Origin of the sequence: Nonomuraea sp. NPDC050547 (assembly GCF_044457345.1) — a bacterium.
Taxonomy (GTDB): Bacteria; Actinomycetota; Actinomycetes; order Streptosporangiales; family Streptosporangiaceae; genus Nonomuraea.
In genome coordinates, this window is the sequence record NZ_JBITGW010000035.1 from 1 (window position 1) to 14,206 (window position 14,206).

Genomic DNA, 14,206 nt, shown 5'->3' on the forward strand with positions numbered 1-14,206 from the left:
CTCAAAGCGGACCATAGTGGCACGACGTCGGCGGGCAACCACCCCGATTTTCAGCCCGGAACGGGCCTCCCGCTAGGGAGATCAGTGACTAACCCTCCCGGTGGTGGTGCCGATACCAGTCGAGTGTCGCGGATACGGCCTGGTCGTGGGAGGTGACCTTGACGGGTCCGAAGGCATCGCGGAAGGCGGTGTCGTCGGAGACGAAGGGCTGGTCGCGCTGGTACCACGTCTCGCCGAGTTCGCGGACGATGGGGTTGAACAGCCCGATGAGGCGCTGTGTGGTCCGGCCGAGCCCGGCGATCTTAGGGGTGGCACCGATCGTGGACCACACGGTGTCGAGGAACCGGCGGCCGGTGATCGCCTCGGCGGCCGGCAGGTGCCAGGCGCGCCCGTCGGCCTGTTCGTGCTCCCCGAGGGTGACCAGTGCGGCGGCGATGTCGGGGAGATAGTTGAGGGTGTGGGGCTGGTCGAGGTCGCCCATCCAGCGGGCGGTCTTGCCGTTCAGCGCGGCGGCGAAGACAGGCGGGCCGAGGACCGTGTTGACACCGCCGGGCCCGTAGTAGTCCGACGCCCGGCCCAGGGTGGCGCGGATCCGGCCGGATCGGTGCGCGTCGAGGATGAGCCTGTCCACCTCGGCGCGGGCGCGGCCTTTGGAGCCGTCCGCGGCGTGGGGCAGGTCCTCGGTCATCGGGCCCTCGACGGGCCCGTAGACGTAGAGGTTGTCGGCCATCACCAGTTTGGCCCCGGCGGCCTCGACTCCGGCGAGCACGGTTCGGGTAAGGCCGGCGAACTCCTTGGCCCAGCGCGTGTAGCCGGGCTGTGCGCATTGGTAGACGACGGCGGCGCCGTCACAGGCGGCGCTCGCGCCCTCCAGCGTGGTGATGTCGGCGCGAAGGTCCCGCGGCCCAGTGGCCGCGCCACGGGTGACGGCTCTGACCTGGCGGCCGCGAGCGGTGAGTTCGGCCACGACAGCTTTGCCGATTGCTCCGGTGGCGCCGAGTACAACGTGCAGTTCGGACATGAGGTTCTCCGGTTTCAAGATTTTGTAACGCTGTTACGTAACGACGTTATGATACTCTTGGGGCTATGGCAAGACCCAGAAACCGCGACTACGCAGAGCTCCGCCGCGAGCTGGTCGACGCCGGTGGCCTCCTGTTGGCCGGGGAAGGCCCGTCCGCGTTGAGCACCCGCCGGGTCGCCCAGCACGCGGGCGTGTCCACCACGGCGGTCTACAACCTCTTCGGCGACAAGGCCGGCTTGGTTCGCGAGATGTTCCTGTCGGGGTTCGAACGTCTCGCTGAGGCCTTCGCCGCCGTGCCACGGACCAACGATCCCGTCGCCGACCTGCTGGCCCTCGGCCACGCTTACCGCGCCAGTGCTCTGGCCAACCCGCATCTCTACGAGCTCATGTTCGGCCGGCCGGTCCCCGAATTCCGGCCCGATGCCGAGACCGCCGCACAGATCCAACCCACCTTCGACAGCTTGGTCACCGCCGTCACACGCTGCGTGGAGGCAGGCTTGTTCGCGCCCGCCGAGCCGTACGACCTGGCCGTCCGGCTCAACGCCCTCGCCCACGGGCTGTGCAGCCTCCAACTGCGCGGCGCGCTCGGAGACCCCACGCAAAGCAGCCGCCACTGGGACGATGCCTTCGCGACAATGGTCCGCGGCCTGTCCGCCACTCACCCGTGATGCGGTACCAGGGGCGCAGCCCCTGGTCAGCCCATTCCACGTCGTCCCGGCGCCCGCGACGTCCCGGCGCGGCCAGCCACGCTCTCACACCAGACGGGCCCGCACCGCAGCCCGCCCGCGACGCGACCCACCTCAACGACCTGCGATCCATCCGGCGAAAACCCATCGTCGCAGGCACGATCAGCGAGTACCACCACGCCGCCTAACCGCAGCTCAGCCCACGAAACTCAGTATTCGAGCGGCACAGGTTCGGCGGGCGGACCGGGGAAGCCCGACGAGAGCGATCCCGGCAGGGCGGCCCGGTCCGACACAACAACCTGGGCACGGCGGTGGAGAAGGCGATCTGCCCTCACCCGGCGGACGGCGAGATGAGGTCTGGCCCATCCACGAAGCCTCCGGGAGGTGGCACGTGGCTGCCGGCCAACTCCTGGCCGAGCCTTACTGGCGCGGCACGTTGGTCCCGGATCCCACGACGGCGGTGGCCTGGATCTCGATCAGCGCGTGGAGTGGCATCAGCGTGCTGACGCCGATGAGCGCGCTGGCCGGGAAGCTGTCCTTGAAGTACTCCTTCCTGATGCTGGTGAAGACGCGTCCCATGCGGGTGTCGGTGATGAAGACCGTCATGGTGACGATGTCGTCCAGGGTGCCGCCGGCCGCCTCGACGCCGAGCCGTACGCGGTCGAGCGCCCGGCGGGCCTGGGTGGCGAAGTCGAGCGAGACGACCTCGTGGTCGGGGCCGAGGCCGCACTGGCCGGCGAGGTAGACGAGCGGGCCGGCGGTGACGCACTGGGAGTAGCCGAAGGCCGACGGATCCTCCAGTCCGGGGACGGGGACGACGCGCTTGGGCGCGTTCACGGGGCGCCGAGGACGGGTTCGCCCAGCAGTGGGCTGGAGATCAGGTAGATGCCGTGGTTGCTGAAGGCCCAGATGAGGCGCCGGTCCCATTCGATGACCATGCTCCCCACCGGATTGGCGATGTCATCAGATATCGACAAATCGCACATTTTAGGGACGAACCAGCCCGCGATGGAAGCGTTCACCGGATCGCTCACGTCGAAGAACTGGATCCCGGCGTTGTAGAAGACGTACGGCATGACATGCGGATCCGGCGTGCCGGTGTCACACAGGTAGTAGCCCGGACGCTTGGGACCGAACATGCCCCGCCGCTGCACCCAGTCGGTGAACGGCGCCTCCGGCGGCGGCACCGGTCGTGGCAGTGTCCCGGCCACGAACGGGCGCGTGGGATCGCTGACGTCCACGGCGTAGATCTCCTTGTACGGCTCGAAGCCGTCCTGGTTGAGCGGATAGCCGTTGACGTACACGATGCCGGTCTTTTCGGCACGGGCCACGACCACGGTGTCGCACTCGGTGCCCGGCACGCTGGGCGGGAGTTCCAGGTGTCCGACGGCCTGGATGCGCTCCGGGTCCGACACGTCGAGGATGTACATGCCGAAGCCGCCCATCGCCGCGTAGCCGTACCTGCTGCCCTCGTGCGGGACGAAGACCGGCATCCGGGCGCCCATCCATGACGTCTGGTTGCCCGCGCGCGGGTTGAGGTTGTAGACGTCCTCTTCCCCCGCGCGGGATCCCGGCGCCCACCACGTGTCCAGAAGCTTGGGGCGGCTTGGGTCGCGCAGGTCGTAGACCAGCTGGGCGCCGGCCCACAGCACCGTCTTGTACTCGTTGTTGCGGAAGTCGTCATCAGGCGCGGCGGCGATGTAGAGGTAGTCGCCGCCGAAGTAGACGGGCACGTCGATGGCGCCCGATCCCTCCTGGGGACGCTGGCCGGCGGTGCGGCGAGGGTCGGTGGTGACCTCGCTCAGCAGCTCCCACTCGTCGGGCAGCGGGCCGTGCATCTCGTAGACCTTGAAGCCGCGCAGCATGCAGTCGCCCCGGACTTTCGCCACCCCCTCGGGCTGCATGTACTTGTCCTCCACCACGCCGAACCGCGGGATCTCCAGCGCCTGGATCATGATCTTCTTGCCGAGCCGGGGGTTGTCCTTGATGACGATCGGCCCGAAGCCGTCGACGTCGTCGTACTCCCGCTCCAGCAGGATCTCGGCCTGGTCCGGCAGCGTGATGTCCATGATGACGAGTTTGCGGCGGTAGTAGTGGTACATGACGCGCCGCCCGCCGAAGTCGGCCGGCGTGGCCCAGCTGTGCCGGGGCCAGACCACGATCGGGTAGAACGCCTCGATCTTGGTGTTGTGCAGGTAGGCGTTCTCGTCGTAGTGATCGAGGCTCCATCGGCTCGGGTGCGGGCCCCAGGCCGGTTTCGCCGTCGCCGGGTGCCGCCAGCGGCCGGTCTCGGGGTCGAGGCCGTAGCTGCCCGGCGGCGGATCCTCGACTGGACGGCGCGGCGCCCCGCTGACCGTGCTCTGCGCGGTGTAGGTGAACGGTCCGACGCCGACGTCCTTGACCTCGACGGATCTTCCCTGGGACACGCGGTCTCCTCTCAAGGGTTGGGGTGATCGCCGGACAGCGGCACGGCCGCGACCAGCGTCCGGGTATAGGGGTGGGCCGGACTGCCCAGGACGTCCCGGGTCGGCCCGTGCTCGACCACGCGGCCGTCGCGCATGATGGCCGTCCGGTGCGCGATCTCGCCGACCAGGGCGAGGTCGTGGCTGATGAACAGGTAGGCCAGCCCCAACTCCCGCTGCAGCCGGTCCAGGAGCGCCATGACCTCGGCCTGGACGACGGCGTCGAGCGCGGAGACCGGCTCGTCCAGCACGAGCACCCGCGGGCCGACGGCCAGGGCCCGCGCGATCGCGACCCGCTGCCGCTGCCCGCCGGACAACTGGCCCGGATAGCGGGTGGCGACGGTGGCCGGCAGGCTGACCTGACCCAGCAGTTCGGCGACCCGCGCGGTGCTGTGGCCGCCGTGGATGCGCAGCGGCTCACCCACCAGCGCGCCCACCGTCATCTTGGGGTTGAGCGCCGCGGTGGGATCCTGCATGACGAGTTGCACACGCACCCCGTCGGCGACCTCCAGGTGGCCGGAGGTGGGCCGGTCAAGTCCGACGATCATGCGGCCGAGCGTGGACTTGCCCGATCCGGACTCGCCCACTAGCGCGAGCGTCTCACCCGCCCGCAGCTCCAGCGAGACGCCGCGGACCGCGTGCCGCGGCCCGCCTCTGCCGCGATAGTCCCGCACCAGCTCGCTCGCCCGCAGCAGCGGCTGCGCTCCGGGCACCGCGGGCCGCCCGTCGCCGCGCGGCACCGCGTCGAGCAGCCTCCGGGTGTACGGCATGCGCGGCCGCCCGAACACCTCTTCGGCGGTCCCGGTCTCCACCTGGACGCCGCCGTTCATCACCATGACGCGATCGGCGTGCCGGGCCACGACTCCCAGGTCATGGGTGATCAGCAGCAGCGCGCAGCCGGTGGCCTGGCGGGCCGCGTCCAGCGCCTGCAGCACCTGCGCCCGCACGGTCGCGTCGAGCGCGCTGGTCGGCTCGTCGGCGACGATGAGGCCGGGCCGCCCCGCCATCGCCATCGCGATCACCACGCGCTGCCGCATGCCGCCGGACAGCTGATGTGGAAAGGCGTTCAGCACCTGGCCGAGACCGACGCCGGCGAGCAGGTCGGCGGCGTCGGCCCGCGCCCGGCGGGCCGTCATCGGCCGGTGCGCGCACAGCGCCTCGACGACCTGCCGGCCGATCGGGTAGACGGGGTTCAGCGAGCCGAGCGGGTTCTGCGGGACCAGCGCGATGCCCGCGCCGCGCACCTCTCGCAGGCTCCGTTCACCGAGGCCGACGAGCTCCCGGCCGCGGAAGCGGATCGAGCCGCTGACCCTGGCGTGCCCGGGCAGCAGGCCGAGCAGGGCGCGGGCAAGGGTGGACTTGCCGGAGCCCGACTCGCCGACGACGGCGAAGGTCTCGTCCGGCTCCACGGTGAAGGCCACGTCCCCGCACGCGGTGACCACGCCGTCGCGGGCGGGCCACCGCACGGTCAGGTTCTCGACGGCCAGCAGCGGGTCAGCCATGGGTCACCTTCGGGTCGAGCACGCCGTAGAGCAGGTCGGCGAGGAGGTTGAGCAGGGTGACCAGGACGGCCGAGACGAGGAGGAAGGCCAGCACGGTGTTGGTGTCCTGCTGCTTGACGCCCTCGACGAGCATCTCGCCGAGACCGTGCCAGCCGAAGACGTTCTCGATCACCACCAGGCCGCCGACGAGCCACGGGACCTGCAGGGCGACCACCGTGACGAGGGGCGTCAGGGAGGTGCGCAGGGCGTGCCGGAGCAGCACCCGCGGGCGGGACAGGCCCTTGGCCCTGGCCAGCAGCAGGTAGTCGCTGTCGAGGACCTCGAGCGTGGCGGCCCGCTGGTAGAGGGACCACAGCGGGAAGGCCGTCAGGGCCAGCGTCAGGACGGGCAGGACGAGATGGGCGGCCGAGCCCGTGGCGCCGGGTGGCGCGTCGCCCAGGGTCGCCACGACCTCGGCGCCGGTCCAGCGGTTGAGCGTGATGCCGCCCTGCTTGAGGACGGTGGCGATCCAGAACTCCGGCAGCGTGAGCAGGACGACGACGGCAAAGCCGATCAGCCGGTCGGGCCAGCGGCCTCGCCGTACCGCCGCCCAGAATCCGGTCGTGAGGGCGAGCAGGATCGCCAGCGCCAGGGCGGGCACGGCCAGGCGCAGGGTGACCAGGCCACGCCGGCTCAGTTCCGCCGCCACGCTCTGCCCGTTGAGGTCGTGGCCCAGGTCGCCGCGGACGGCGCCGCCGAGCCAGTTCGCGTAACGCTCCCAGACCGGGCGGTCCAGGCCGAGTTCGTGCGCGCGCAACCGCAGCGTCTCCGGCGCGATGTTCGGCTGGCGCAGGCTGGAGAGGGGATCACCGGCGAAGCTGACGGCGAGGAAGACCAGCAGGGTCGACAGCAGGAGCATGGGCAGCGCCACGGCTATCCGGCGCAGCAGGTGGCCGGTCATCGTCGCTGGTCCGTGACGGTGAGCCCGTCGCCCGCGACGTGCACCGCGCCCACGATGATCACGATTGTCAGGCTCGGCGCGTAGAACAGCCAGGGCGCGGTGGACACGTACGGCGCGCCCTGGCCGACGAGTTGCCCGAGAGAGGTGTCGGGCGGCTGGACGCCCAGACCCAGGAAGGACAGTGCCGACTCCAGCGCGACGGCGGCGGCGACGTAGCCGGTGGCCGCGACGCCGATGTGCGGGACCAGGTGCGGCAGCAGGTGCCGCGTCAGGACGCGCGGTGTCGAGGCGCCGACCAGCCGAGCGGAGGCGACGAAGTCGCTGGCGCGCAGCGAGAGCGTCACCCCGCGGATGACCCGGGCGATCGGCGCCCAGAAGAACGCCGACACCGCCAGCGCGACGACCAGCCAGCCCGAGGTGCCGCCGCCGAGGCGCACGGCCAGCAGCCCGAGCACGGCGACCAGCGGGATCGTCGTGAGCAGGTCGATGGTCCGCATGACGAACGCGTCGGCCCACCCTCCGGCGTACCCGGCGATAAGGCCGGCCACGGTCCCGGCCGCCGTGGACAGGACCGCCACCACGGCCGCGATCGACAACGAGCGCCCCGTGCCGGCCACGACCTGGGAGAGCAGGTCGTGGCCCAGCGGGCCGGTGCCCAGCGGGTGCGCGGCGGACGGCGGGGCCAGCACGGCCGCGGTGATGTCGGCGTGGCCGTAGCGCCACCACCAAGGGCCGGCCACGGCCGCCAGGACGACCAATGCCAGGACGGGCCAGGCGAGCAGGCGCGCGCTCACGTCAGGCCCCAGGAGGCGGCCCCGGCGAGCTGCCACTCGCTCAGCGGATGCGCCTGGAAGCCGGTCAGCCGTGTGCTGCGCGCGACGAGCGCCGGCACGGTGAACAGCGGCATCAGGGCCAGGGTGTCCCATAGGCGGGCGTCGATGCCGTCGGCCAGGCGCAGTCGCCGGGTCTCGTCGGTGGTCGCGATCGCCCTGGCGAACAGCGCGTCCACCCGCTTGTCGCAGAAGCGCTGGAAGTTGTAGCCGCCCTCGCAGCCGTACAGCGCCTGAGACCACGACACCGGGTAGGCCGAGCCGGGGTACTGGAAGGAGAGCGTGTCGTAGTCGCCCGGGATCAGGACCCGGTCGAAGTAGACGCTGTCCGGGACAGTGGCGACGGTCAGCTTGATCCCGGCAGGCTTCAGCATCGCCTGGGCCAGCACGGCGAGCTGGGTGTCGATGGCGGAGCCCGAGGCCACGGTGTGCCGCAGTTCCAGCGCCTGGCCGTTGTCGGCGAAGTAGCCGTCGGCGCCCCTGACGTAGCCGGCCGCCTCCAGGACGCGCGCCGCCCCCGCGGCGTCGCCCCGGCCGTAGCCGGTGGGAAGGTTGTCGGTGTAGCCGGGCGCGCCTCTGGCTATGACGTGGTTGGCCGACAGGAACGCGGCGGCTTCGGGGCCGAAGGTCTTCGCCGCGAGCTGGGAGACGTCCAGGGCGGTCGCGATCGCCTGGCGTACGGCCGGCGTCCCGGTGCGCCGGTGCCCGAACTGGAACGCCATGAGCTGCAGGTCGGTTGAGGCGACCAGGTCGGCGCGGACGTACGGGACCGCCTTGAGCTGGCTCATCGTGCCCTGGCCCGGGTCGAGCGCGGCCAGGTCGAGCTCGCCGTTGGCCAGTGCCTGGACCGCGGCCTGCGTGTCCTTGACGTAGATCAGGTCCAGCCCGTCGAGCTGTGGCCGCGGGCCGTTCCAGTTCGGGTTGCGGCGCAGCCGCAGGTACTGCCCTGCCTGGTTGGAGGCTACGGTGAACGGCCCGGCGCCGGGCGGCACAGTGGTGGCCAGGCCGGTGTTCCAGTCCCGGCCGCGCATGAAGTGGGCGGGCAGCAACTGGGCGAACAGCGAGCGCCACTCGCCGAACGGGCGGGAGAAGACGACCGTGACGGTCGCGCCCGAATCCGAGGAGCGCACGTCGGCGACCGCGTCGTAGCCGACAGCGGCGGCGAGCTGGGCGTCCTTGACCCGGCCGCTCATGTGCCGCCACAGGTAGGCGAAGTCGTCGGCGGTGATCGGCGTGCCATCCGACCAGCGCGCACCGCTCTTGATCTTGTAGACGACGGTCTGCGGGGAGGCCTCGGTGAGGTGCGCGCTGTCGAGCAGGTCGCGGTTGAGGACGGGCCGCAGGTCGGTCCCGACCACGAACGGCGACGGGTAGATGAGGTTCCCGATGGCCAGGCCGATGGAGTTGCCCTGGTTGGGGGTGTGCGGGTTGAATCCGGTCCAGGCCTGCAACGTCGCCGCCCGGACGAGGCTCTGCTCGGCGGGCGCGCTGCAGGCGGTGAGCAGCAGCATGCCCGCGACCAGGAGGGCTTTCATGACTCCACCTGGAGGACGCCGTCCTGGTAGACGGCCCGGATGTTGTCCTTGAAGGCGCGGAAGTCGTACGGGTCGCCGTCCAGGACGACCAGGTCGGCGCGTTTGCCGGGCTCGATCGTGCCCAGCTCGCCGGCCAGCCCCATCAGCTCGGCGGCCGCGGACGTGGCGCTGACCAGCACCCGCTCGGCCGGCATGCCCGCTTCGTGCATGACGAGGAGCTGGACGAGGTTGGCGCCGCAGTCGTTGCCGTAGTCGGTGCCCATCGCGATCGGCACCCCGGCCGCGAGCGCCGCCCGGAACGAAGCCACGTGCGCCTGGTCGAACTCCGCCGCCTTGTACAGGACCGCGCCGAGATCCCGCTCCGCCTCCAGTACGGCCGGCATGTTCGCGGGCTCGACGAAAAGGGTCGGCACCAGCCAGGTGCCGCGCGCGGCCATCAACTGGACCGCCTCCTCGTCGAGGTAGGCGCCGTGCTCGATCGAGCGGGCGCCCGCGCGGACCGCGTTCTTGACGCCCTCGGTGCCGATCGCGTGCGCGGCGACCGGGAGCCCGGCCGCCCTGGCCTCGGCCATCAGCACCGCCAGCTCCGCCTCGCCGAAGTGGGTACGGCGCGGATCGGTGGTCAGGCCGTCGGTGCACAACACCTTCACGAAGTCCGCCCCCGCCCTGACGGTCTGGCGGACCAGCCTGCGCACTGCCTCGGGCCCGTCGGCGATCGACCCGGGCCGGCCGGGGTGCGGAAGGTAGTAGGGGTTCACGTACTCGCCGCTGGGCGTCCAGCCGTCCATGTGTCCGGCGGTCTGGGAGATCGCCGTGATGGAGATCCGCATTCGCGGTCCCGGGATGAGCCCGGTCTCCACGGCCCGCTTGACGCCGAGGTCGGCGCCGGCGCAGTCGCGGATCGTGGTGATGCCGCATTCCAGCAGCGAGCGCAGGTTCCTGATGGCGACGTAGAACTGGTAGGAGAACGGCTCGGCCAGCCGTACCGGGAGCTCGGGCTCGACGCCGAGGACGTGCACGTGCGTGTCGAACAGGCCCGGCAGCAGGGTGCGCCCCCGGACGTCCACGATCTGCTCGCCGCGCAGGTCGCGGCCCATGGCGGCGAACCGGCCATCCTCGACGGCCACGTCCGCGGCGTAGGGGTCGGCGCCGGTGCCGTCGAAGACCAGTCCGCCCTTGAAGATCTGCCTGGTCATGATGCACTCACCTGGACGCCGTCTTGGTAGACGGCCTTGACGGCGCCCTTGAGCGCCCAGAAGTCGAACGGGTCGCCGTCCACGACGACCAGGTCGGCGCGTTTGCCGGGCTCGATCGTGCCCAGGTCCTCGTCCCAGCCCAGGAGCTGTGCCGCCGAGCGGGTGCTCGCCTCAAGGACTGCTTCCGGCCGCATGCCGAACTTGTGCATGTATCCGAGCTCGTCGAGGAACTCGCCGCCGTGCATGTCGGTGCCCATCGCGATCCGCACGCCCGCCTCCAGCGCCAGGGCGAAGGACTCGGCGCTGGCGTCGGCCACCCGGCGGGCGTCGTCGATCATGGCCTGCGGGATCCTGGCCGCCACCTCCGGGCGGTCCAGCATGCCGTGGAAGCGCACCAGCGTCGGGACCAGCCAGGTGCCGCGCTCTGCCATCAGATCGACGGCCTCCCGGTCGAGGTAGGTGCCGTGCTCGATCGAGCGGACCCCGGCGCGCACCGCGCTCTTGACACCCTCCGCGCCGCAGGCGTGCGACATCACGGGCACGCGGGCGGCACGGGCCTCGGCCATGATGACGGCCAGCTCGTCGTCGCGGAAGTGCGGCGTCAGGTACTCCTCGCGGGGCCAGACGCCACCGTTGGTCGTGCAGATCTTGATCACTTCGGCGCCGGCCCGTACCAGCGTTCTGACCAGCGTCCGCAGCTCGTCCGGGCCGTCGGCGACAGGATGCGGGCGGCCGGGATGCGGCACGTAGTACTCCGAGACGCACTCGCCCGACGGCGTCCAGCCGTCGATGTGGCCGCCGGTCTGCGAGATCGCGTTGATCGAGATCTGCAGCCGGGGGCCGCTGATCAGGCCGTCCTCCAGCGCCTTCTTCACCCCGAGGTCGGCACCGGCGCAGTCGCGGGCGCTGGTGATCCCGCTGGCCAGCAGATGATCGAGGATGGGCAGCGCTTGGTAGAACTGCAGTGAGAAGGGGGTCTTGAGCCGGGCCGTCGGATCGGGCAGGCAGCCGACGACGTGCACATGGCAGTTGAACAGTCCCGGCAGCAAGGTCAGGCCCGGCACGTGAACGATTTCGTCGCCCGTAAGTTCCGACCCTACCGCCGCGAACCTGCCGTCCTCGATCGCGACGTCCGCCCGCCGTACGGCGCTGCCGGTGCCGTCGAAGACGCTTCCACCTCGGAAAACAACCCGATGCATAGTCCCTCCCTGTGGGGTGGTCACATGATGCGGACACAGGGGAGATCGAATCCACGATGCACACCAAAGCTGAACGAAAGAGGCGAAACACCGGGGACCGTGACGGAAAGCGGCACCGGTCCCTCAGCGGCGCAGGACCCCGGAACGCTTGACCGTCCTGACGATGGGCGTGGTCTCGATCCGGTCCACCTCCGCCAGGGCGCCGACCACGCCCACCAGGAAGTCGTAGAGCTCCGGCAGGTCGCGGGCGCACACCGAGGCGACCAGGTTGACCGGGCCGGTCGTGGCCGCCGCGAATCGCACGTTCGGCTGCGTCGCCAGGGCCCGGCCGACCCGGTCGAGGGCGGCGGGCCGTACTGAAATCCACAGCATGACCTCGGCGTGGAAGCCCAGCAGCGACAGCTCGATCTCGGCGTGGAAGCCGACCGCGCGCTCCTCGACCAGCCCCAGGAAGCGGCGGCGAGCGGTGGACTCCGAGGTGTGGATCGCCGAGCCCAGCTCCCCGTAGCCCGCGCGGCCGTCGCGGGCGAGCACCGACAGCAGGGTGCGCTCGTCGGCGGAAAGGTCGCGGCCGTGCGGTGGTTCGCCCTGCGGCACGCCCGCCCGCAGCGCCGCGTACTGCTCGGCCGTGAGATGGCCGCCGTGCCAGATCTCGGCGTCGCTGAAGTTGTGCAGCATCGTGTACACCGACACGTCCGTCAGGTGGTCGATCCCGGGCAGCTCCTTGAACAGGAACGCGTTGCGGCTCTCCCGCGACCCGGCGAACGTGACGAAGCAGATGTCCAGCCCGCCGACCAGCAGATCCACCCACAACGTGTCGGTGCGCCGCGCCAGGTTCCCCAGCACCGACGGCACCGCACCCGCGGCGCAGCGGGCGCGGACGATGAGCGGCGTGGCGTAGCCGGCGAAGTACGGGCTCGCCACCCCGACGATCCGCAGGATTCCCGGCGCGGTCAGGCGGTGGACCCGGCGGGCTATGGTGCGCTCGGAGGTCCCGAGGACGTCGGCCAGTTTGCCCCAGGTCACCCTGGCATCCACCTGTAGCGCGGACACGAGGGCGCGATCAAGGTCATCCAGGCGAAGCCGGTCCATCACCCCAATTTACGGCCTGCTCCTTTCGGCGCCAGAGGTCTGGCCCTATCAGCCACGCTTGGTGAACCGTGCCCACCAGCCCGTCGGGATAAGGATCAACCCCTGAGTTGCCAACCGTCGCTGCCGGTGTGGCCTGGGAGCTGGGATTTTCTGCCTTCTCCAGCTCGATCACGATGGGTTGAGGTAGCTTCACACATTGTGAAGCTGTGACGATGTGCCCGAGCTTTTTTGCCGACCGGGTGAAGGCGATGAGGCCGAGGGGTAAAGGATCGTCGGGTGGCGCCCCACAGGGTCCGCCGCGCTGCACCCGAACCTCGACCTGACCACCTGGGCCGCCGACGGGCTGTCGGCCGTCTTCTTCGTCGCCGGGACCTGCGTGACCTGCGCCGGGCCGCGGTGTCGGTGGCAGGTTAGTGCGAATGAACCTGCGAATGGGCCTCTTCGAGAGAACATCCCGACAGGAGCGCCGCGACGCCGGCGGCGAAGTTGGAGCACTCGAAGAGGTCTGCATGCGGGCAGGCCAGACCATGGGCGATGGCGGTGCGTGCCACCTGAGCCCGGGCGATCCGTTGATCCAGCTCGGTGAGCTTGCGCTGGTAGAGCTCCCGCCAGCCGTCGCCAGTCGGCGAACGAGATGCGATGAACGCTTTGATCTCCCGCAAGGTGGAACCGACATCTCGCAGCAACAACACCACACCGACCAGCCCGACCGTCGATGGCGGATAACGCCGTTGGCCTGAGACCCGAGCCGGCGCCGGGAGCACGCCGAGCTCCTCCCAGTAGCGCAGAGCGGAGGTGGCGACACCCGTGCGGCTCGCCAGCTCACCGATCGTCAACTGCTCACTCATTTGACTTCAAGTATACTTGAAGCCGTTGACTGGCGATCGTGCAGACAGCAGGCAAATCTCTCAAGCAACGCGTGATCAGATACTTGGTGGGCCAGGCCCATCGCCCCCGGGGCATGGTCGGCTGGACGATCGGCCGGATGTTCGCTCATCGCCCCTCCAACCGGAAGCGCAACATCTGGGCGGTGTCGTTGCTGGACGTGCAGCCCACCGACCGGGTGCTCGAGATCGGCTTCGGTCCCGGCATCGCCATCGCCGAGTTCGCCGGCCGCGCCACCCGGGGCCACGTCTTCGGCATCGACCACTCGCAGGCCATGGTCCGGCACGCCGCCCGTCGCAACGCCGCCGCGGTCCGCGCCCACCGCGTGCACCTCACGCACGCCTCCGTGGAGCAACTGCCGGCCTTCGGTGATCCGCTCGATGCCATCCTCGCCGTCAACTCCGTGGGGTTCTGGCCCGACCCGGTGGAGCGGCTTCGTGAGCTGCGCCGCCTGCTGCGCCCCGCAGGACGCATCGCGCTCGTCAGCCAGCCCCGCAGCCCCGGTGCCACCCGGGACACCACGGCCCGAGCCGCCCAAGAGCTCCAGGACATGCTCAGCCAGGCCGGCTTCGCCCATCTCCGGGTCGAGACCCTCGAACTCGACCCGCCCGCCGCCTGTGTGCTTGCCGGCAATCCGACCGGCATGCCGTCATGACCGCGGACAACACACCGACCAGCGTCCCTGCCGACCCCCCCGGCTCACCGGCCCCGGACCCGTCCTGCGGGAGCGGACCGCTGACGACCTGCCCGCTCAGCGTCTAGCTACGCGAAGGGGCTTGAGCTGTGGTGGACATTCCTCGACCTGCGCGGACAGTTATGGGACTCGGTAGGCGTCGCCGACATCGGCACCTTCCTTGG

Annotated in this window: 13 protein-coding genes; 2 read left to right on the plus strand and 11 right to left on the minus strand. The window is 70.6% G+C overall.

Annotation, left to right across the window (positions count from 1 at the left end):
* Window positions 1-88: 88 nt before the first annotated feature.
* A complete protein-coding gene (locus ACIBHY_RS52330) occupies window positions 89-1,021 on the minus strand; it encodes an NAD-dependent epimerase/dehydratase family protein (RefSeq protein ID WP_397310754.1) in 933 nt (310 codons plus the stop codon).
* Window positions 1,022-1,086: 65 nt separating this feature from the next.
* On the opposite strand from ACIBHY_RS52330, the gene ACIBHY_RS52335 reads away from it, so the two are divergent.
* Window positions 1,087-1,689 carry a TetR/AcrR family transcriptional regulator gene (locus tag ACIBHY_RS52335; RefSeq protein WP_397243973.1) on the plus strand — a complete coding sequence of 201 codons (603 nt, stop codon included), beginning with the start codon at window positions 1,087-1,089 and terminating at the stop codon, window positions 1,687-1,689.
* Window positions 1,690-2,127: 438 nt separating this feature from the next.
* Here the strand turns inward: ACIBHY_RS52335 and ACIBHY_RS52340 are convergent, their stop codons facing one another.
* From ACIBHY_RS52340 to ACIBHY_RS52385, 10 genes are all read right to left on the minus strand, one after another.
* Complete coding sequence (locus ACIBHY_RS52340) at window positions 2,128-2,544, minus strand: RidA family protein (RefSeq protein ID WP_397310755.1); 417 nt, start codon at window positions 2,542-2,544, stop codon at window positions 2,128-2,130.
* A complete protein-coding gene (locus ACIBHY_RS52345; RefSeq protein ID WP_397310756.1) occupies window positions 2,541-4,133 on the minus strand; it encodes a hypothetical protein in 1,593 nt (530 codons plus the stop codon). The genes ACIBHY_RS52340 and ACIBHY_RS52345 overlap by 4 nt, the downstream gene beginning before the upstream one ends.
* A gap of 11 nt (window positions 4,134-4,144) precedes the next feature.
* On the minus strand, window positions 4,145-5,671 hold the full coding sequence (locus tag ACIBHY_RS52350) for a dipeptide ABC transporter ATP-binding protein (protein ID WP_397310757.1): 1,527 nt from the start codon (window positions 5,669-5,671) through the stop codon (window positions 4,145-4,147).
* Complete coding sequence (locus tag ACIBHY_RS52355; RefSeq protein WP_397310758.1) at window positions 5,664-6,611, minus strand: ABC transporter permease; 948 nt, start codon at window positions 6,609-6,611, stop codon at window positions 5,664-5,666. Before ACIBHY_RS52355 ends, ACIBHY_RS52350 begins: the two co-directional genes overlap by 8 nt.
* The gene (locus ACIBHY_RS52360) at window positions 6,608-7,405 is read right to left on the minus strand and encodes an ABC transporter permease (RefSeq protein ID WP_397243963.1); all 798 of its coding nucleotides are present in this window, start codon (window positions 7,403-7,405) and stop codon (window positions 6,608-6,610) included. Before ACIBHY_RS52360 ends, ACIBHY_RS52355 begins: the two co-directional genes overlap by 4 nt.
* Complete coding sequence (locus ACIBHY_RS52365; RefSeq protein WP_397310759.1) at window positions 7,402-8,976, minus strand: ABC transporter family substrate-binding protein; 1,575 nt, start codon at window positions 8,974-8,976, stop codon at window positions 7,402-7,404. Before ACIBHY_RS52365 ends, ACIBHY_RS52360 begins: the two co-directional genes overlap by 4 nt.
* Complete coding sequence (locus tag ACIBHY_RS52370; RefSeq protein WP_397310760.1) at window positions 8,973-10,172, minus strand: amidohydrolase family protein; 1,200 nt, start codon at window positions 10,170-10,172, stop codon at window positions 8,973-8,975. Before ACIBHY_RS52370 ends, ACIBHY_RS52365 begins: the two co-directional genes overlap by 4 nt.
* The gene (locus ACIBHY_RS52375; protein ID WP_397310761.1) at window positions 10,169-11,371 is read right to left on the minus strand and encodes an amidohydrolase family protein; all 1,203 of its coding nucleotides are present in this window, start codon (window positions 11,369-11,371) and stop codon (window positions 10,169-10,171) included. Before ACIBHY_RS52375 ends, ACIBHY_RS52370 begins: the two co-directional genes overlap by 4 nt.
* Window positions 11,372-11,494: 123 nt before the next feature.
* On the minus strand, window positions 11,495-12,463 hold the full coding sequence (locus ACIBHY_RS52380; RefSeq protein ID WP_397310762.1) for an Lrp/AsnC family transcriptional regulator: 969 nt from the start codon (window positions 12,461-12,463) through the stop codon (window positions 11,495-11,497).
* Between the two features lie 410 nt (window positions 12,464-12,873).
* Window positions 12,874-13,311 (minus strand): MerR family transcriptional regulator, encoded by a 438-nt coding sequence (locus tag ACIBHY_RS52385; RefSeq protein ID WP_397310763.1) that lies wholly within the window; start codon window positions 13,309-13,311, stop codon window positions 12,874-12,876.
* A 71-nt stretch (window positions 13,312-13,382) separates the two neighbouring features.
* Here ACIBHY_RS52385 and ACIBHY_RS52390 point away from each other — a divergent pair, with 71 nt between their 5' ends.
* The gene (locus ACIBHY_RS52390) at window positions 13,383-14,003 is read left to right on the plus strand and encodes a class I SAM-dependent methyltransferase (protein ID WP_397310764.1); all 621 of its coding nucleotides are present in this window, start codon (window positions 13,383-13,385) and stop codon (window positions 14,001-14,003) included.
* Window positions 14,004-14,206 lie beyond the last annotated feature (203 nt).